The following is a 19778-nucleotide window of genomic DNA, read 5'->3' as shown; positions in this document are numbered from 1 at the left end:
CATATACATACGGCAAGGCGAAGCTGACGTGGTTTGAAGAGATTTTCGAAGAGTATTAGAATTATAAAAAACGCATAATATCAGATGTAGAAAATTTGATATTATGCGTTTTATCATGAAAAGATTTTCTAAATCATCTCCTCAAATTGATTTTTTCACAGTCTAAAATAATTGATAGATAAACTATGAATTGGAGTTATTCTGACTCCTTACGAAAGCTAAATAATCCAGCAGTTAGAGTTAACATTCCAAATAGGGTAGCGAGAATTGAGTGATTTTCTCCAGTATTTGGCAAAGTCTTAGCTACTTGTTTCGAAATAGTTTCAGTCTTAGTTGCTAACGACTCAGCTTGAGTTTTTGTACTACTTGCGTCATTTCCTTTTTGTTCAGTATTACTACTATTTACAACTGGAACAGGAGTTGTACTACCTCCGTTATCACGGCTTGCGGCAACTTTGAAAGTCATAGCATAGATACTAAAGTGATTGGTTTCAAAAGTAACCTTATCTGTATCTTGTTTGAACTTCAATGCCTGTAAAGTACCATCTGGAGCAACATAGTAAACATTTTCAACTGGCTTATCGGCAGAAAGACTTACTAGAACCATGCCATTTGGCTGGATAGCTTTACCATTCGCGTCATACAGATGAATGTCAAAGGCCTTGTAGTCTTTTGATTCAAGTGAAGTCGGCTTGGTTTCTTCTACCTTGATATAGCTGACATTTTTGAGTGTTGCTTCTGAACCATGCACTTGAACGCTTCCAGCTTTGTTCGAAAGAACACGAGTATTGTTTGGGATGGCTGGATTAAGCGTAGGCGTTACGGGAGTTGTCGGTGTTATTGGAGCAACTGGATTCACAGGTTGTTCAGTTGGTTTCTCTGGCTTAGCAGGTTGTGGTTGATCTGGAACAGCTGGTGCAACTGGTTTTGGTGTGTCAGGAACTACAGGTTTCTCACTTGGCTTCTCAGTTGGTTTCACTGGCTTAGCAGGTTGTGGTTGATCAACTGGAACAGTAGGAACACTTGGTTGCTTGTCTGGCTTAGGTTGTTCACTTGGCTTAACTTCAGGTTTTACTTGCTCAGCTGGTTTTTCAGCAGGGTTCTTAAACAAGAAAACGTAAGTATCGTAGGTTTCACCAAATAGATTGTATGAATGAGTTTTAGTTTTCTCATCATAGCGATTTGTTTCTTCACTTGGGAATCCTGGATAATAGAGTTCTTCCAGTTTTCTATCCTTAGTTAATGTATAAACCTGAATATCTTCTTTCTTCTCTTTTGATTTGATAGTTAAAGAGATGCCACCACCTTGGAGAGTTCGATTTGTTCCGTAAGTTGGATTTCCATTTTTATTAGGAACTTCATAGAAGATTGTATAAGCTTCGTAGTTCATTCCTTCTAACTCTGGAACTTTTACTCGAACAAGAGCAGGTTTAAACCTACTGTCCATATCTCCAAATCCGCTACCTTTAAATTTTATCTCTTTACCGTTTTCGAACATCGGATTATTGAAATTCGAATTAAAAGTATTTACTTTTATGTGAGAGCCTGCATGAAGCAAGTCTGGTTCAGCTGTCCACCAACCGTAAGATGTTTTTTCTACATTTTCAACAGGAAGTGGAGCAGCAAGGTCGTTTGTTGTTAGAGTAGGGCGACCTGCTCCGTTAAACCAACGTTTTGGCTGGTTGGTTCTATAAGGAATCTTTGGTAATCCAGCATTTTTAGCTGGTTCCACTGGTTTAGCAGGTTGTGGTTGCTCCACTGGTTTAACCTCTGGTTGAGGGTTTTCTGCTGGTTTTGGAGATGGAACGGGTGTTTCAGCTGGTTTATTTTCAACCGGCTTGTTCTCAGCTGGTTTCGGCTGCACAGTTGGTTCAACTGTCTCCACTGGTTTCGAAATTTCAGCAGGTTTTTCCGTTTCCGCTGGTTGCGGATCTTTCGGTTTTTCTTCTACTGGTTTATTTTTAGTGTAAATAAAATAGTAGCGGAAAAGATTATCTCCTTTACCATTTTTGTAACCAGAACCACGCAAAGCATAGGCTGCATCATAGCTAACTCTGACAACCTTTGGATCTGGATCGATATCTGGATGATCTGCAGCTGATTTTACGACGTGGCTAAAAGTGTAGCCAGGAATTTTTTCTGCTGTTAGTATTCCATCTGCACTATCTTTGTCATGTATATCCCATGTAGACCAGACTTTTGCTTGTTTTGGGCTATCAATACTTGATTCGGTAGTGTATCCATGCTCCTTGACACGATCAGCATCTAAGAAATATGCTTGGATTTCATATGTTCGATCGCTTATATCTGATAATGCTCGCACTGCTCCAGGAGGTGCTCCTGGGATTGGTCTATGGATTAGTTCATCTATGTCAATTCCTTTAGCAGCCCAAAGCTCCTTGTTAGCCTCAGCTATCAGTTCATTGTACTCTTCTTGAGTCTTAGCTGCTCCCTTCTTGTATGCCAAATCTTCCGCCACCATCTTCTTCATCTCTTCAGAATCTGTTATAGGTTGTTCTGGTTCAGGCGTTATGATTGGCAGGCCTGGCTCAGGTAGCTGATTGGTTGGATCGACGTTGTATTTTTTCTCGATCTCAGCATTTTTCTTGTCCTCTGCGATAGCCTCATCTGTTCCGTTTGCAAGAATGTTGCCCTCGGTCGAAGGTTTTTCGACAGGAGCGGGCTCTTCTACTGGCTTTTCAGCAGGTTTTGAAACTTCTTTGTCTAGCTTTGGTTTTGGTTTAGCGATTGGGTCGAGCATACTGAAATCAACCCAGCTACCATTAGGTTTTGGTGCAGGTGTTGGTTGAGCAACATTAGGTTTAGCAGCAACATTTGGCTGCGGCGCAACGTTTTCCTCGGCACGCACCAAAGTTGGCACGGCAGCACTAAGAGTTACAGCAGAGAAAGTGACAATACCTAGTTTAGTTAGTTTATTCATAATTTTTCCTCCTTGGGAATATATAATTGCCTTTTTAGGCTTATAAAATAACAAAATCAACTTCCTTTCAAGACCACAAAAGCAAAATTTTGAGCCAACTCATTCTCTAAACATTTAATGTTCTTGATAGAAGCCTTAAATGAACCTTTATCCATTAACTGAACAATACAGCTATTACACTATTACATATCTTAATAATTTTTAAATTTTTTGTTACCATAAGCTCGCTAACTACTTTAGAGATAGGGAACTAAGTGTATCGCGTAACGACCGTTAAACGATACACAAAAAATACCAGTCTAATACAGGTTAAAAACACTGTTAAACTCGTATTTTTTAAATATTCATATTGTTGTTTTGACTGTTTCATCAAACGGTCGTTAATCGAAACAAATTTACAGCTTCATTCTACCATTTTTCCCTATTTTTAGCAATGATTTTCCGTTTTTTTTTGACGATTGTTCGCCACTTTATTGCGTTCTAACACTTTATATAGGGTTGATGTAGAAATTTGTTCAGCTTTTGCAATATTACGTATGCTTATATTTGAATGTAGATATTTGTTAAGTATCCGCTCCTCCTTTTCTTTTGAAATCCGTTTTGCTCCTAATCTAACACCATTTTCCTTAGCTTTTCGAAGTCCTTCTTTTGTGCGAAACCTCAGATTTTCCAGCTCATTTTCTGCCACAAAGCCTAAAATGACGCAAAGTAACCTGCCAATAAGAGAGTCTGTTTCTAGTTTTTCATGCAAACTGACTAGCTGAATATGATATTCATTAAATTGTTCAATAAGTTCTAGTAGCTTAAACATAGATCGAGTCAGTCTATCTAACTTATAGATAGTGAAAGTAACCTGCTTGCCATCTTTCGAAAAGTCAGAGGCCAGTTTTAAGGCTTTTGTAAGTTCAGGACGAGTGTTATTTGCACCAGATTCCTTTTCTATAAAAAGTTTATCGCAATGTTTGAGAGCTTCGATTTGCACTTTCAATCCTAGGTCTTGCTTATGAGTAGATACACGGGCGTAGCCTATGTTGATAGTCTTTTGAGACATAAAAATCCTCCTGTTATCTTGATACAGAGGGATATTTTACTATGAATTTTAAAATAAGAAAAGACTTCAATTTCATAATCCCTATGAACTACACCCCAAAAGCTAGATTATTCTATCTAACTTTTTAGGGTGTACATAGATAGGGAAGGTGTAATTATAGGAGTTTTACTTGTCTCTTTGTATTACCAAATAATCACGCGCTCTTCTGGTGAACGCCACATTCCGTCACCTTCTTTGACATCATAGGTTGTAAAGAAATCATCGAAGTTTGGCACTTGTACATTGACACGAAGTTTGGCTGGCGCGTGCACATCGACACTAGCCAAAAGTTTCATAAATTCTGGACGACCTTTCATGCGCCAGATGCGACCGAAGTTGTAGAAGAACTCTTCTGCTGAGAAGTCTGCTTCTCTCTTAGCTGCTTCAAGCGCTGCTGCGATTCCTCCCAAGTCAGCCACGTTTTCTGATACAGTCAATTTACCGTTAATGGTTGCTCCATAAGAATCCTGTCCATCAAATTGGTCAATGACTTTTTGTGTTTTCTCCTTGAAGGCAGCATAGTCGCTCTCTGTCCACCAATCCTTGAGGCTACCATTTTCGTCAAAGGAAGCTCCGTTGGTATCAAAGGCGTGGGAAATTTCATGGGCAATCACTGCCCCAATACCACCGTAGTTAGCAGAAGATGACTGATGCAAGTCATAGAAAGGCGCCTGTAAAATAGCCGCAGGAAAGACAATCAGGTTCTTCTGTGGATTGTAGTAGGCATTGACCATATGAGCAGGCATGCCCCATTCTTTGTAGTCTACAGGTTGGTTCCACTTGCTCCAACTGTGCTTGATTTCCACACGCGCAAAGGCTAGAGCATTCTCAAAAAGACTGGCAGTTTCATTCACCACCTTATCCTTGTAACGTGCAGGCAATTCTTCTGGATAGCCAATATAAGGTTTGATCACATTGAGCTTCACGATAGCCTGTTTACAGGTTTCTGGAGTGAGCCAGTCATTCTTAAGCAGACGCTCCTTATAGACATCAATCATGGTTGCCACTTTTTTCTCCACATCCGCCTTGGCTTCTGGAGAGAACTTCTCACGGGCGTACCAAAGACCCAGGGCTTGCTTGAAAGGTTCCTGTGCTAGATGATAAGCTGCTTTGACCTTATCTTTTGCCTCTGGAACTCCAGAAAGGGCACGGCTGTAGGCACCAGACAAAACACGGATATCCTCTGTTAAATAGCTGGTTGAAAGATTGACTACACTTAAAATTAAGTTTGCTTTGAGAAGAGGCCAAGCCTCTTCACTATAGAATTGATCTGCTGCTTGCCAGAAACGTTCCTCGTCTACAATAACCTTGTCTGGTACTTGTCCAAGAACAGCTTGGAAGAAGTCATTCAAAGGTAGAGCAGGCGCGAATTTCTTGAAATCTTCGTAAGAATATGGATGGTAAAGCTTGGCATATTCTGAACCTTCTTCATTAGAGAGCACCACTGCCGCAACTCGGCGGTCCAATTCAAGTCTTTTTTCTAGCAAGTCTTCAATTTCTTCATCAGAGAAATCATAAGCCTTGAGGAGATTTGCGCTGCTTTCTTTCCAAAGAGTCAAGAGCTCTTCGCGCTGAGGATGCTCTTCTGCATAGTAGGTCGTATCTGGCAAGATTGTGCTTGGAGCGCTAGCCCATAGAACATTGATTCTAGCATCCATAAAGTCTGGCGATACACCAAAAGGAAGGAAGTTTGGTTTTCCTGCAAGCTCAAACTCTGCTAGTTTAGCTGTAAAATCCGCAAAAGTCTCCAATTCTTGGAATTCTTTAAGGAGTGGTAAGACAGGTGTGATACCGTCAGCTTCTCTCTTGTCAAAATCACGAACTAGGCGGTGGTATTTGACAAAGTTTGCCAAGATAGCATCCTCAGGCACCTCTTCACCTGCTAACCACTTGTCTGTTGTCGCCAGCATCAAGTCTTCAATTTCCTGATCTAAATCAACAAAACCTCCCGTTTGAGACTTATCTGCTGGAATTTCAGCTGTCTGTTGCCATTCTCCATTGATAGCATCATAAAAATCATCTTGATAACGTGTCATCTTGTTCTCGCTTTCATTTGTATTTGTCTTTATCTTAACAAAAATCACTAGGGAATGCAATTAAAAATGAACGGATGTTTCCTATTGTTTTTCAGTTATTTAATTTTTTGAAAATCTATGTTCAGATTTTAGAGGGTTTGTCCGCATTCAAATCAAAAAATCAGGATGATATGCATTAATTTCTTGACAAAACCAAGGATTGATAGTAAAATAATTCTAAGAGATCGATTCCAACTGTTACGAGTTGTCGATACTCGAATAATCTATATAGAAATTTAGAGGTATTATTATAATGAAGCAATTTGAAATTCTTTCAGATAAATATTTAGAGTCCATTACAGGTTCTGGTGGAGATTTAGCCCCAGGAGTGTATTGTGTAGACGTTAACGGTAGAGCAAAATGTAGTATCAATCCTGGAGAATTTTGGGGGTACACAGGAAGTGTAATAGTCAATGGATGGATTAATTATGGTCCATGGGCACCTAGACCAGGATTTGGTGTAATAATTCCATGATGCAAATTGAATTTCGGGAAAGGGTAGAGCATCTTCTTCATCAAAAAGAAATAAATGAAAATAGTGAGTTGAGTGACCTATTTCGTCTTTCTCTACAAGATTTAAACAAGAATGAAAAATATCAATCAGTCATGGCCAAATTGAGTCAAGGGTTGTCCTTTTACCTCATGACACATCATTATCAAGCCCCTAAGTCCGTGATTGATTTTGGTTTACAGATTGCCAAAGCACCTAGCAAGGAGAGAGGGAAGCTGGCTTTCTTGCAGATGCTTGCTCAAACCCTACAAGGCTTTCGTTAAAACTATCGAACATCAGAGGGGATACTCTGGTGTTTTTTGCTGATAAGACTATAAATTTTCCTAAAAATATGATACAGTAGATTGAAATAAGCTATGGACAACTTGATTAGGGAAATCAAATTAATTTCTAGAAATGTTTTAGCATCCCCGGCGTACTATTCTAGTTTCAACTTACTATAGAATAGGTGGCAGATAAAAAATTGAAGGGAAGATAGCATACAAAATAAACAAATCATTATCGGAGTTACAAGTGCTTCTAGTGATAAAATCAGTGTTTCAAGATTTATTTTATCCTATTTCCCTGCTGGAAAAGATTTCTATGATTGAGCATGATTCATGCTACAAGAATCAGTTTCACTTGACATTTGAAGATCGTGTCAAAACCAACTATGACCATCCTTTGATACAGACTTGATAATTGAACAAATTAAGGGATTGTTGGCAGGGCGTTCGGTGGGCATTCCAATACTATACTGTAATTGAATTTTTTAGTTTAGGCGTTAGAACTGTTTCCTCAGTTCTAGCGCCTTTTCTTTTTGATAAGTCTGCTTAATAGAGACTATAGTGGATTGAAATAAAATGTGAACAAATCGATTGGCTGCTTTCAATGAATTTCTAAAAATGAATTAGAAGTCATATTATACTATTCTAACTTCAATCCACTATAGTTTATAAATGATTCTGAGAATCTTATGAGCCCAAGCAATAATAGGCTTCATCTTGCTTCATCTTTGAGAAATTCAATTGTAAAAAGAAGAAAAAACTGGATCCGTAGAATGTGCTGCGATTAATCCCGACATAGTCACAACCTGTTTGATATATTGATTCCCTTGTGTGATGTGTAAAGATTTTTTAATGCCTTATTTTAATTTTTTCAAAAATTAACTTGACTTAATTTTTTTTTTAAGGTATATTAAGAGACAGGAGGAATACAAGTTTATGATACGTATCGAAAACCTCAGTGTCTCCTACAAAGAAACGTTGGCACTTAAGGATATTTCACTAGTGCTCCAAGGACCAACAATTATCGGTATTATTGGTCCAAACGGCGCTGGGAAATCAACATTATTAAAAGGTATGCTGGGAATTATCCCACATCAAGGTCAGGCATTTCTCGATGACAAGGAAGTTAAAAAATCCTTACATCGAATTGCCTATGTCGAACAAAAAATCAATATCGACTACAACTTTCCCATCAAGGTCAAGGAATGTGTCTCTTTAGGACTCTTTCCCTCTATCCCTCTCTTTCGAAGTTTAAAGGCTAAACATTGGAAGAAAGTGAAAGAAGCCCTTGAAATCGTCGGTCTAGCTGACTACGCTGAACGGCAAATCAGTCAACTGTCTGGAGGTCAATTCCAGCGGGTCTTGATTGCCAGATGTTTGGTACAGGAAGCCGACTATATCCTCTTGGATGAACCCTTTGTTGGGATTGACTCTGTCAGTGAGGAAATCATCATGAATACGCTGAGAGATCTGAAAAAAGCTGGGAAGACGGTTCTCATCGTCCACCACGACCTCAGCAAGGTTCCCCACTACTTCGATCAAGTCTTGCTTGTCAATCGAGAAGTGATTGCCTTTGGTCCAATCAAAGAAACCTTTACCGAAGCCAATCTCAAAGAAGCTTACGGTAATCGACTCTTTTTCAATGGAGGTGACCTATGATTGCAGAATTTATCGATGGATTGCAAAAATTCCATTTCCTACAAAATGCCTTGATAACAGCTATTGTCGTCGGGGTCGTAGCTGGAGCTGTAGGATGTTTCATCATTCTACGCGGGATGTCACTCATGGGAGATGCCATTTCACATGCTGTCTTACCAGGTGTAGCCCTCTCCTTCATCTTGGGCCTTGACTTCTTTATCGGAGCCATTGTCTTTGGACTGCTAGCTGCCATCATCATTACCTACATCAAGGGAAACTCGATTATCAAAAGCGATACCGCCATCGGCATTACCTTTTCTTCTTTCTTAGCCCTCGGTATCATCTTGATTAGTGTCGCTAAAAGTTCAACTGACCTTTTCCATATCCTTTTTGGTAATATCCTAGCCGTCCAAGATACGGATATGTTTATTACCATGGGGGTAGGGGCAGCCATTCTCTTGTTGATCTGGATTTTCTTCAAGCAACTCTTGATAACTTCCTTTGATGAACTCTTGGCTAAAGCCATGGGAATGCCTGTCAATTTCTATCACTACCTTCTCATGGTACTCCTGACTCTCGTGTCTGTGACAGCCATGCAAAGTGTCGGAACTATCCTGATTGTAGCCATGCTGATTACCCCAGCTGCAACTGCTTATCTGTATGCTAATAGCCTGAAAAGTATGATTTTCCTTTCCTCAACCTTTGGAGCTACTGCTTCAGTTTTGGGACTCTTTATCGGTTATAGCTTTAACGTTGCGGCAGGTTCTAGTATCGTGCTCACAGCTGCTAGTTTCTTTCTCATTAGCTTCTTTATCGCTCCAAAACAACGATATTTGAAACTAAAAAATAAACATTTGTTAAAATAAGGGGCAAAGCCCCAATAATAAATTGGAGGATCTAATGAAAAAATTAGGTACATTACTCGTTCTCTTTCTTTCCGTCATTGCTCTTGTAGCATGTGCTAGTGGAAAAAAAGATGCAGCTTCTGGTCAAAAACTAAAAGTTGTTGCTACAAACTCAATCATCGCTGATATTACTAAAAATATTGCTGGTGACAAAATTGATCTTCATAGTATCGTTCCGATTGGGCAAGACCCACACGAATACGAACCACTTCCTGAAGATGTTAAGAAAACTTCTGAGGCAGACCTCATTTTCTATAACGGTATCAACCTTGAAACAGGTGGCAATGCTTGGTTTACCAAATTGGTAGAAAACGCTAAGAAAACTGAAAACAAAGACTACTTTGCAGTCAGTGAAGGTGTTGATGTTATCTACCTTGAAGGAAAAAATGAAAAAGGTAAAGAAGACCCACACGCTTGGCTCAACCTTGAAAATGGGATTATCTTTGCTAAAAATATCGCCAAACAATTGAGCGCCAAAGACCCTAACAACAAAGAATTCTATGAAAAAAATCTCAAAGAATATACTGATAAGTTAGACAAACTTGATAAAGAAAGTAAGGATAAATTTAATAACATCCCTGCTGAAAAGAAACTCATTGTAACTAGCGAAGGAGCATTCAAATACTTCTCTAAAGCCTATGGTGTCCCAAGTGCTTACATCTGGGAAATCAATACTGAAGAAGAAGGAACACCTGAACAAATCAAGACCTTGGTTGAAAAACTTCGCCAAACAAAAGTTCCTTCACTCTTTGTAGAATCTAGTGTGGATGACCGTCCAATGAAGACTGTTTCACAAGACACAAACATCCCAATCTACGCACAAATCTTTACTGACTCTATCGCAGAACAAGGTAAAGAAGGCGACAGCTACTACAGCATGATGAAATACAACCTTGATAAGATTGCTGAAGGATTGGCAAAATAATCTAGATATTAGTTTATCTATTACTAGGTTCTTGTCTCTCTTTACATTACTTCTAATATTAGCTTTGTTAGTTCTATCTCTAGCTACAAAACAGCGTTTATAAGAATAAAGATTTCTTAAATCAGTACGAACGAAGTGAGTTTTTACCAGATATTTCTCACTGTAGTGGTATCCTAGATAAGAACTTTGATCTTATCTAGGACGGAATTTTTGAGCCCTAGGGCTCAAAAATTAGGGATGAAGTTCCGAAGGAAGTTGCTCCCGTCCGCACTACCTTCGAGAAATATCAAATAGATAAAAAATCTGAAAAACGTCATTCTCACATGAGCTGGCGTTTTTTCTATGCCCACATTTCCGGTCAAATCATTGGAAAATTCCGACTGTTTCAGCTAAAATGGAAGAAAAAAGATTGGAGTATCTTATGGTAACTTTTCTCGGAAATCCTGTGAGCTTTACAGGTAAACAACTACAAGTCGGCGACAAGGCGCTTGATTTTTCTCTCACTACAACAGACCTTTCTAAAAAATCTCTGGCTGATTTTGATGGCAAGAAAAAAGTCTTGAGTGTCGTACCTTCTATCGATACAGGCATCTGCTCAACTCAAACGCGTCGTTTTAACCAAGAACTGGCTGGACTGGACAATACGGTTGTCTTGACTGTTTCCATGGACCTGCCTTTTGCTCAGAAACGTTGGTGCGGTGCTGAAGGTATTGAAAATGCCATCATGCTCTCAGACTACTTTGACCATTCTTTTGGACGTGATTATGCCCTCTTAATCAATGAGTGGCACCTATTAGCACGCGCAGTCTTTGTCCTCGATACTGACAATACGATTCGCTACGTTGAATACGTGGATAATATCAACTCTGAACCAAACTTCGAAGCCGCAATTACAGCTGCTAAAGCCCTATAGAAAAAATCCTCTGTCACAAAGAGTTTCCTGCTCTTTGAAACGGAGGATTTTTGTTTACGAGTAAATACAAGTTCAATCAGCTAAAAATAACTACCTTATGCTCAATGAATATCAAAGAGTAAACTAAGATTCTAGCCACAGGCTACTCAAAACACTGTTTTGGGTTTTCAAATGGAAGCTGACCTGGTTTGAAGAGATTTTCGAAGAGTATTACTCTACAGATTTCAAGGCTTCAAGCATATCAACCTTTCTCAGATGATGATTGACGAAGAAACCAAGCAAGGTCAAAATGATGCTTACTGCTGCCACTGGGATTACATAGACCTCCCAACCTACCTGCGGATAAAAGAGAATAGTCGCAGGCGAAATCATTTGAATCAAAAATTGGTGTAAATAGAAACCTGAGAGCAGACCAAGTACGATTCCCACAAGGGACAGCACAATCGTCTCACGATAAATGTAGAGGGTGACTTCATTATTATGAAAGCCGAGAACCTTGATAGTGGAGAGTTCACGGATTCTCTCAGCCACATTGATATTGGTCAAATTGTAGAGGATAACAATAGCCAACAGAACCGATACGATGACCAATATGGTCATGGTCTGATTGAGTGAACTAGCGACGGAGTCAAAGAGTCGAATGGCTGAAGCATTCTGGACAACGCTGGACACCGCAGATTGATTCATAAGCAAGCCTGCCTGCCTTTCGATACTAGGCGCACTAGAATCCTTTAGCGAGACCAGATAAGTGTTGGCTTGGGGTAGCTGTCCGTAAAGTTGCTCATAGCTAGCCTGACTCATATAAATAAAGTGACCAACGTAGTTCTCAGTAATAGCAGCAACCTTTAGCTCCTTACCTTCAATTTCTAAAGTTTGTCCAAGCTTGACACCTGCCAACTGGGCGAGTTTAGCTGTGATGACAACGCCATCTTTTAATGTCAGCTCTTGCTGATGATGTTGCAGATGGATAAAGGGCGTCAAATCCTCCTTCTCTGTCATCATAAGGGTAATGGTTTGAAGACCAGCCTTGCCTTTGAAATCCTTGTCTAGCGTTTTAGAATAGATTTTCTGATAGGCTTGGATATCTTGCCCTTTCAATAATTCTTCTAGCTCTGCCTTGTCCTGATTGGTCGCACTAGGATTTTCAGAGACAATCATTTGATACTGTTGGATTTGTTGAAACTGTCTAGACGGAACTCCTGCTACAGAGGATTGGATTCCCAAACCTGCAAAGAGCAGGGCCACAGAACCTGCCACACCAAAGATCGTCATCAACATCCGCTGCTTATAACGGAAGATATTGCGAGCTGTTACCTTATGAGTAAAACTGAGACGGCGCCAGATAAAACCGATACGCTCCAGTATGATTTTAGCTCCTTTAACAGGAGGTTTAGGCAGTAAAAGCTGGGCTGCTTCATCATGAAGTTCCCTACGAGCTACCAAGTAGGCTGGTAACACACTCGCCAACCAACTCAAGACAAGAGCCAGTAAGCTATAGGTCCAATAGAACTGAATCTGGGTTTCTCCCACCACCATGCCTTTTGTAATGACACTTGAAATCACACCGGCTAGTAAATAATGTCCAAGTATACTACCTAGAGCTGTTCCTACAGTCCCAGCTACTAGACCATAAAGGAGAAACTTGACAATAATATCCTTGCTACGATAACCCAAGGCCTTAAAAATCCCTGCATGTGTTCGCTCTTCATCCACAAAACGAGTCATAGTTGTAAAGGTCACCATAGCTGCAACAGCATAAAGCACCACAGGAAAGATATTGCCCACTGCCCGAATACTGGATGAAGCATTACTATACATGAGGTAGCCTTGACCGCCAGGCATGGTCTGACGATTATAGACTTGATACTTGGGCTCCGCCAAATCATCCAAGACTTGCTGATGTTTTTCTAATTTTTCCTTTTCTTGGGCTAAATTTTGTTCAGCCTGCTTTAGTTTGTCTTCTTCCTTGCTCAATTCCTGCTTGGCTTGAGTAAGTTGGGCACTAGCCTGCTCTCTCTGGGCTTGAGGAAGCAAGGCTAGTTGACTTTCTTGAGCCAGTATACGAGCTTGAGCAGCTGCTAAACGACGCTTGCCTTCCTGCAAATTAGTCTCAGCCTTGTCAAGGGCCTCTTGGCCCTTGTCTAAAGACTCTTGTCCTTCTTTTTTCAAGAGTTGCAGACGTGCCTCGCCATTATCTGTCAAAGCTTGTTCTAGATTTTCCTGATGTTGCTTGGATTTTTCTTCATAAGCTGATGAAAAAGCATTTAAGCCTGCTAAATCTTGATATTTCAAACGAGCTATATTGTAGACTTTCTGATCAAACTGACTAGGTAAAATCACCCCATAAGCTGTCAGAGTCCCACTTCCACTTCCTGCGTAGCCCATATCTCGCTGGGAGAGGATTTCAGCCGAATCCACAAAACCAGTAATGGTATAAGTATGGTCTTTTAAAGGGGAATGACCGCCTTCTTTTTCTTTAAAGCTAATCTCCTGTCCCACGCTATATTGACTCTGCAGATGACTGGCCAAAGCGATTTCCTTGTCTGACTGAGGAAGTCGTCCCTCTCTTAGCTGAAAGGTTGAAATTCGCTCTGGTTTGGAGTACAGCCGAATGGCATCCTGCCCATTTTCCATAGTCACATCTGTCAAATAGCCAAACTCAACCTCTGCGCCCTCCGTCTGTTTTAGTTCTTCTTGATCTGTTTGATCCAAACCATAATTAGACATGACTGCCAAATCCAAGGTTTGAGCAGCTCTTAAATAAGCATTAGCTGTCGCCTCCATGTTGGGGCTAGTCACTTTGAGGCCTACTAGGGCTAAAGAACCCAACATCATCAAGGTTAAGATGGATAAAAAACGCCCCTTGGAGCCTGTGAAGGACTGAATTAAGTCCTTCCAATAGGTTTTTCGCTTGATCATGCTAGTACTCCAAACTATCGATATCCTGAGGATGCTGGTTGAGCACCACATCCTTGACACTGGCATCGTGCATATGAATCACGCGATCAGCAATGGGCGCCAAAGCTCCATTGTGAGTCACGATAATCACCGTCGCCCCCTTTTGACGAGACATGTCTTGGAGAATCTTCAAGACTTGCTTGCCCGTCTGATAATCCAAGGCACCTGTCGGTTCGTCACAAAGGAGAATTTTAGGATTTTTGGCTACCGCGCGTGCAATGGAGACTCGCTGTTGCTCCCCTCCAGAAAGCTGAGCTGGGAAATTATTGAGACGATGAGCCAGACCTACATCTGTCAAGATCTGTTCAGGATTCAAGGCATCTGTAACGATTTCTGAAGCCAACTCCACATTTTCCTTAGCAGTCAAATTGGAAACTAGATTATAAAACTGAAAAACAAAGCCTACATCATTGCGGCGGTAATTGGTTCTCTGATGAGAACTATAGTCTGCAATATTGACCCCATCAATCCAGATTTCCCCCTCATCATTGGTATCCATTCCCCCAAGAAGGTTAAGAACCGTTGACTTGCCTGCACCAGATGCACCTAGAATAATAACCAATTCACCCTTTTCAATCTCAAAATTCACATCACGATTGGCCACAATCTCCGTGTCCCCAACCTGATAACGCTTATAACAGTGTTTCATCTCAATATAAGCCATCAGACCCACCCTCTCTCAAACAAATTACTTCCTACTACCATTATATCGCTTTTTCAACTAGTTGGAAACCAGAAGCAAATACAAAAAATCCTAGGAATTCCTAGGATTTCTGTCTATAAATTATTTTCCAAGGTAGTATTCAGAAACGACGTTCAATTTTTCGTCGAATTCGAATACCAATGGTGGGAAGTTAGGAATTTCCACGTCCATGATTTCGTCATCTGACAAACCTTTGATGTGTTTTACAAGGGCACGGATTGAGTTACCGTGAGCTCCTACGAATACGTTTTTACCATCTTTAAGAGCTGGAGCGATTTTATCTTCCCAGAATGGAAGGGCACGTTCCAAAGTCACTTTCAAGTTTTCAGCATCTGGGATTACTGAGTCGTCAAGTGAAGCGTAACGACGGTCAGTGTGAGCTGAATGCTCATCATCACGGTCCATGTTTGGAGGCAATACATCGTATGAACGACGCCAGATGTGAACTTGCTCATCACCAAATTGTTCAGAAGCTTCAGCTTTGTTTTTACCAGTCAAACCACCGTAGTGACGTTCGTTCAAGCGCCATGATTTTTCAACTGGAACCCACAATTGGTCAGAAGCTTCAAGAGCCAAGTTTGTTGTTTTGATAGCACGTTTCAATACTGAAGTGTAAGCTTGATCAAATTCGATACCAGCTTCTTTGATCAATTTACCAGCGTCAATCGCTTGTTGTGTACCTTTTTCAGACAAATCAACATCAGCCCAACCAGTGAAAAGGTTAGCTTTGTTCCATTCAGACTCACCGTGGCGAGCAAAAACCAATTTTACCATTAGATGGATTCTCCTTTAAATTTTCCGAGGTTTCCCCTCGTTTATCTATTCTATTTTACACAATTTTTCACAAAAAAGCTAGTCAAAACCAAAAAGGAAAGGACTGTTTGGCAATCCTTTTCCTTGTTCACATTATAAAATAACCTTATTTCTCTTCAAATCCTTCTGCGACTGCGTCCGCAAAGTTTTCTTCTACGATACTTGCACAGTGGTCACAGATGACTGCCTGGTAGCTGCGTTCTGCTGTTGTTGGGGCGATACGACGGCAACGGTCACATACTTGGCCTGCAGCACGTTCAACTGTGAAGGATACATCTTCGAAGCTAACCGCAGCTTCTGGAGCTGATTCTTCTGCGATGGTCAAGTCTGACACGATCAAAAGTTGAGCTACATTGCTGTTTACTGCTTCGAGTAGAGTTTTCACAACTTCATTTGGATAAACTGTCAAGTGTGCTTCAAGTGATTTACCGATTACTTTTGCATTACGAGCTTCTTCCAAGGCTTTTTGAGCTTGTCCACGGAAGTCCATGAAGGCAGCCCATGTATCCAAGATTTCTTCTTGATTAGCAAAAGTTTCCGCTTCTGGTAATTCTGACAATTGAACGAAGTCTTCTGCTTCAAACTCAAGATATGACCAGATTTCTTCCGCAGTGTGAGGAAGGATTGGTGTCAAGAGTTTGGTGATTTTCACAAGAATGTCATAGAAGACAGTCTGCATTTGACGGCGTTCCAGTGATTTGGCACCTTCGATATAAACAACATCTTTGGCAAAATCAAGGTAGAAGGCTGACAAATCAACGTTGATAAAGTTTACCAAGGCCTTGTAGATTGTCAAGAATTCAAAGTTTGCGTAAGCATCACGAATGGTCTTGACAAGCTGGTTAAAGCGAATGGTCATGTACTTATCAACTGAACGAAGCTCATCGTAGGCTACTGCGTCTTGAGCTGGGTTAAAGTCAGATGTATTGGCAATCAAGAAACGAAGAGTGTTACGAATCTTACGGTAAGTTTCAGAGACTTGGCTCAAGATATCCATAGAGATACGTACGTCATTGCTTGAGTCAACACTTGTTACCCAGAGACGCAAGATTTCTGCACCAAATTGTTTTTCAACATCACTTGGAGCAATGGTATTTCCAAGAGATTTAGACATCTTCTCACCTTTACCATCAAGGGCAAAACCTTGTGACAAGATTTGTTTGTAAGGTGCTACACCATGGTTGGCAACAGATGTGATGAGTGAAGAGTTGAACCAACCACGGTATTGGTCAGAACCTTCTAGGTAAAGGTCTGCTGGGTAAGTCAACTCAGGACGGTTTACTACCACTCCATTCCATGATGAACCTGAGTCAAACCAAACGTCCATGATATCTGTTTCTTTCTTGAATTCACCATTTGGAGAACCTGGGTGAGTATATCCTTCTGGCAAGAGGTCCTTGGCATCGCGTTCCCACCAAATGCTTGAACCATGTACTTCAAAGAGTTGAGCTACATGTTCAATCGTTTCAGCAGTCATGATCGCTGTACCATCTTCAGCGTAGAAAATTGGAAGTGGAACACCCCAAGCACGTTGACGAGAGATGACCCAGTCACCACGGTCACGAATCATATTGTAAAGACGGACTTTACCCCATTCTGAGTGGAATTTCACTTTTTCAATTTCATCCAAGATTTCTTGGCGGAATTTAGAAACTGAGGCAAACCATTGTGGTACTGCACGCCAGATGATTGGTTTCTTAGTACGCCAGTCAAATGGGTATGAGTGAGAGATTTCTTCTTGGGCAAGAAGGAGGTTACCAAGTTTCTCGATAACAGTTGGAACTACCTTTTCATAGAATTGACCTTCAAACTCAGGACCAGCATTCTTCATCATGATACCACGTTCGTCAACAGTCACTGCGACTTCAAGACCATTAGCAATACCAACATTGTAGTCGTCCTCACCAAAACCAGGGGCTGTATGGACAATACCTGTACCAGAGTCAGTTGTAACGTGGTCACCAAGGATAACGAGCTCATCTACAGCTGTATCCCATGGGTGTTCTGTTACGATGTGGTTGAGTTCTTGACCACGGTAAGTTGCCAAGACTTGAACATCAACCCAGCCAAATTTTTCAGACAAGCTAGTCAATAATTCTGCAGCAACCACAAACTTACGAGGTTCAGCAGCAGGTTGAACCAAGACGTAATCAATATCCGCTCCAACCGTCAAACCACGAGAAGCTGTGATGGTAAATGGAGTAGTTGTCCAAACAACGATATAAGTATCTGTATCTAGGATACCTTTTCCGTCCTTAACCTTGTTGGCATAGTAAAGGGAAGTTGAAATCAAGTCATGGTATTCAATCTCTGCTTCAGCAAGGGCTGACTCAGATGACCATGACCAGTAAACTGGCTTGGCACCACGGTAGATATAACCTTTATTAGCCATCTCACCGAAGACACGGATTTGGGCTGCTTCATAGTCAGGAGTCAAAGTTACATATGGATTTTCCCAGTCACCAGAAACACCCAAACGTTTAAAGTCTTCACGTTGTTTATCTACTTGAGAAAGAGCGTATTCGCGGCAAAGTTTCAAGTACTCAACCAAGTCCATTTCTTTGCGTTTAACACCTTGTTTTGCCAAAACTTGCTCGATTGGCAGACCATGAGTATCCCAACCTGGGATAAATGGTGCGTAAAAACCTGACATAGATTTTGAGCGAACAATGATATCTTTTGAAATCTTATTCATAGCATGGCCAACGTGGATATTTCCGTTCGCGTATGGAGGGCCATCATGCAAGGTGAAATGAGGTTTTCCTTGATTCAATTCTTGACGACGTTGGTAAAGTTTTGCATCTTCCCATTCCTTTTGCCAAACTGGCTCTTTGGTAGGAAGTCCTGCACGCATTGGGAAAGCTGTTTTCCCAAGGTTAAGGGTATCTTTGAGTTTCATGGTATCTCCTTTATAAATAATAACAAATTAAAAACCACGACTTCCAAAAAGGACGAAAATCGTGGTACCACCTTTATTCGGAAAAAGATTTAGTCTTTCTCCCTCTTATCCCGTAACGTGGGGAACGTCAAATCCTACTAACTTCAGACTTGAGTTTTTGAGAGGATAATCTTATCGTTAGGGAATGCAGGACTCACACCATCTCCTGCTCGCTGGAAATATAAGGATAAGATATTGTTCTCAGAATATTTCTTATAAAATTGTAACAGATTCTTGCGGTGCTTCAAATCCTGGTGCTGAATCAAACGTTTCTGTAGCTGGTGTTGGAGCCGAAGGATGTACTGGAGCTACTTCTGGTTCTTCGTACATTGGACCAACTGGATGAGCAGGCTCTTCTTCCATTTGAGGACTCACTACAGGAGTTGGATCTTCCACTTCCTGTTTAGCCTGAGCTTCAAATTCAGCCAATTCTTTATTGGCTGCCTCAATACGAGCTTGTAACTCTGCCATTTCTGCTTGAGAGAACTGACGTGTCATATCAATTGGTTCTTCCTCAATTGGAGCTGGAATCGGTTCTCCAAGCACTTCACTAACCACTTCTTTAAAAGCTTCATCACTGGTTTGAAGATAAGTAGCTGTTGGACGAAGAATATCTTCCCAGTCTGAAGACTCAACAATAGCCAACTGACTCTCAATTGTAGATTTGAGACGTTGGTGGAAGACACGGCTCTTGTTCTTCAATTCTTCTGTTTCAACAGCAACTTTCTTAGCATTATCAGTTGCTTGACGAAGAATCTCGTTTGCCTTATATTTAGCTTCTTCCAACAAGCGTTGCGCATCTTGCTCTGCTTGGTGAACGATATTGTTTGAACGTTCATGCGCCGCTTGTTTCACTCGCTCAGCTGTATCCTGGGCAATCAATACAGACTGGCTCAATGAATCTTTCATTTCGTCAAAGTAAGACAAACGCTCTTCTAAACTCTTAATACGCAAATCTTTATCATGATTCGCACGCACAAGATCTTCGTAATCACGAACCACAATATCTAAAAATTCATCGACTTCTTCTGGATCAAAGCCTCTGAATCGAGTTCCAAAGGTTTTGTCCTTTATTTCTAATGATGTAATTGGCATTCTATTC

General features: G+C 40.8%; 14 protein-coding genes and 1 pseudogene. 7 read left to right on the top strand and 8 right to left on the bottom strand.

Features of this window, described 5'->3' with window-relative positions; translation table 11 throughout:
* Positions 1-196: 196 nt before the first annotated feature.
* The 3 genes from HT701_RS08255 to pepO all read right to left on the bottom strand — a co-directional run bounded on the left by HT701_RS08255 (position 197) and on the right by pepO (position 6067).
* Positions 197-2941, bottom strand: coding sequence for an LPXTG cell wall anchor domain-containing protein (locus HT701_RS08255; RefSeq protein WP_172931420.1), 2745 nt, complete (start codon positions 2939-2941; stop codon positions 197-199).
* Positions 2942-3368: 427 nt separating this feature from the next.
* A complete protein-coding gene (locus HT701_RS08250) occupies positions 3369-3992 on the bottom strand; it encodes a recombinase family protein (protein WP_000078994.1) in 624 nt (207 codons plus the stop codon).
* Between the two features lie 182 nt (positions 3993-4174).
* Positions 4175-6067 carry an endopeptidase PepO gene (pepO, locus tag HT701_RS08245; protein ID WP_050261692.1) on the bottom strand — a complete coding sequence of 631 codons (1893 nt, stop codon included), beginning with the start codon at positions 6065-6067 and terminating at the stop codon, positions 4175-4177.
* Between the two features lie 292 nt (positions 6068-6359).
* Here pepO and HT701_RS08240 point away from each other — a divergent pair, with 292 nt between their 5' ends.
* From HT701_RS08240 to tpx, 7 genes and pseudogenes are all read left to right on the top strand, one after another.
* Complete coding sequence (locus tag HT701_RS08240) at positions 6360-6581, top strand: bacteriocin (protein WP_119920040.1); 222 nt, start codon at positions 6360-6362, stop codon at positions 6579-6581.
* On the top strand, positions 6578-6880 hold the full coding sequence (locus HT701_RS08235) for a bacteriocin immunity protein (protein WP_119920039.1): 303 nt from the start codon (positions 6578-6580) through the stop codon (positions 6878-6880). Before HT701_RS08240 ends, HT701_RS08235 begins: the two co-directional genes overlap by 4 nt.
* Positions 6881-7096: 216 nt before the next feature.
* Positions 7097-7345: pseudogene (locus tag HT701_RS08230) on the top strand (uridine kinase); the annotation flags it as partial.
* Between the two features lie 474 nt (positions 7346-7819).
* Complete coding sequence (locus HT701_RS08225) at positions 7820-8542, top strand: metal ABC transporter ATP-binding protein (protein ID WP_172931419.1); 723 nt, start codon at positions 7820-7822, stop codon at positions 8540-8542.
* Positions 8539-9387: a metal ABC transporter permease gene (locus HT701_RS08220; RefSeq protein ID WP_000559786.1), complete on the top strand. Its 849-nt coding sequence runs from the start codon at positions 8539-8541 to the stop codon at positions 9385-9387. The genes HT701_RS08225 and HT701_RS08220 overlap by 4 nt, the downstream gene beginning before the upstream one ends.
* Positions 9388-9421: 34 nt before the next feature.
* Complete coding sequence (gene psaA, locus HT701_RS08215; protein ID WP_050253855.1) at positions 9422-10351, top strand: metal ABC transporter substrate-binding lipoprotein/adhesin PsaA; 930 nt, start codon at positions 9422-9424, stop codon at positions 10349-10351.
* Positions 10352-10772: 421 nt separating this feature from the next.
* A complete protein-coding gene (tpx, locus tag HT701_RS08210; protein WP_172931418.1) occupies positions 10773-11264 on the top strand; it encodes a thiol peroxidase in 492 nt (163 codons plus the stop codon).
* Between the two features lie 210 nt (positions 11265-11474).
* Here the strand turns inward: tpx and HT701_RS08205 are convergent, their stop codons facing one another.
* The 5 genes from HT701_RS08205 to HT701_RS08185 all read right to left on the bottom strand — a co-directional run bounded on the left by HT701_RS08205 (position 11475) and on the right by HT701_RS08185 (position 19771).
* Complete coding sequence (locus tag HT701_RS08205) at positions 11475-14183, bottom strand: FtsX-like permease family protein (protein WP_172931417.1); 2709 nt, start codon at positions 14181-14183, stop codon at positions 11475-11477.
* Between the two features lies 1 nt (position 14184).
* Positions 14185-14886: an ABC transporter ATP-binding protein gene (locus HT701_RS08200; RefSeq protein WP_050261670.1), complete on the bottom strand. Its 702-nt coding sequence runs from the start codon at positions 14884-14886 to the stop codon at positions 14185-14187.
* Between the two features lie 120 nt (positions 14887-15006).
* Positions 15007-15699, bottom strand: a complete 693-nt coding sequence (locus HT701_RS08195; protein WP_172931416.1) for a phosphoglycerate mutase — start codon at positions 15697-15699, stop codon at positions 15007-15009.
* 145 nt (positions 15700-15844) lie between these two features.
* Positions 15845-18637 carry an isoleucine--tRNA ligase gene (gene ileS, locus HT701_RS08190; RefSeq protein ID WP_119920034.1) on the bottom strand — a complete coding sequence of 931 codons (2793 nt, stop codon included), beginning with the start codon at positions 18635-18637 and terminating at the stop codon, positions 15845-15847.
* 252 nt (positions 18638-18889) lie between these two features.
* The gene (locus HT701_RS08185; protein WP_310732916.1) at positions 18890-19771 is read right to left on the bottom strand and encodes a DivIVA domain-containing protein; all 882 of its coding nucleotides are present in this window, start codon (positions 19769-19771) and stop codon (positions 18890-18892) included.
* Between the last annotated feature and the right edge of the window lie 7 nt (positions 19772-19778).

This window comes from Streptococcus sp. 10824 (genome assembly GCF_013276595.1).
Lineage (GTDB): Bacteria > Bacillota > Bacilli > Lactobacillales > Streptococcaceae > Streptococcus > Streptococcus pseudopneumoniae.
This window is presented reverse-complemented; position numbering and strand designations above follow the sequence as displayed.

Bases quoted from the DNA above. Each gene is read 5' to 3' on its own strand.
- HT701_RS08235 (WP_119920039.1), top strand. From the start codon at position 6,578: ATGATGCAAATTGAATTTCGGGAAAGGGTAGAGCATCTTCTTCATCAA.
- HT701_RS08205 (WP_172931417.1), bottom strand. From the start codon at position 14,183: ATGATCAAGCGAAAAACCTATTGGAAGGACTTAATTCAGTCCTTCACA.
- psaA (WP_050253855.1), top strand. From the start codon at position 9,422: ATGAAAAAATTAGGTACATTACTCGTTCTCTTTCTTTCCGTCATTGCT.
- HT701_RS08250 (WP_000078994.1), bottom strand. From the start codon at position 3,992: ATGTCTCAAAAGACTATCAACATAGGCTACGCCCGTGTATCTACTCAT.
- HT701_RS08225 (WP_172931419.1), top strand. From the start codon at position 7,820: ATGATACGTATCGAAAACCTCAGTGTCTCCTACAAAGAAACGTTGGCA.
- HT701_RS08240 (WP_119920040.1), top strand. From the start codon at position 6,360: ATGAAGCAATTTGAAATTCTTTCAGATAAATATTTAGAGTCCATTACA.
- HT701_RS08200 (WP_050261670.1), bottom strand. From the start codon at position 14,886: ATGGCTTATATTGAGATGAAACACTGTTATAAGCGTTATCAGGTTGGG.
- pepO (WP_050261692.1), bottom strand. From the start codon at position 6,067: ATGACACGTTATCAAGATGATTTTTATGATGCTATCAATGGAGAATGG.
- tpx (WP_172931418.1), top strand. From the start codon at position 10,773: ATGGTAACTTTTCTCGGAAATCCTGTGAGCTTTACAGGTAAACAACTA.
- HT701_RS08195 (WP_172931416.1), bottom strand. From the start codon at position 15,699: ATGGTAAAATTGGTTTTTGCTCGCCACGGTGAGTCTGAATGGAACAAA.
- HT701_RS08220 (WP_000559786.1), top strand. From the start codon at position 8,539: ATGATTGCAGAATTTATCGATGGATTGCAAAAATTCCATTTCCTACAA.
- HT701_RS08255 (WP_172931420.1), bottom strand. From the start codon at position 2,941: ATGAATAAACTAACTAAACTAGGTATTGTCACTTTCTCTGCTGTAACT.
- HT701_RS08185 (WP_310732916.1), bottom strand. From the start codon at position 19,771: ATGCCAATTACATCATTAGAAATAAAGGACAAAACCTTTGGAACTCGA.
- ileS (WP_119920034.1), bottom strand. From the start codon at position 18,637: ATGAAACTCAAAGATACCCTTAACCTTGGGAAAACAGCTTTCCCAATG.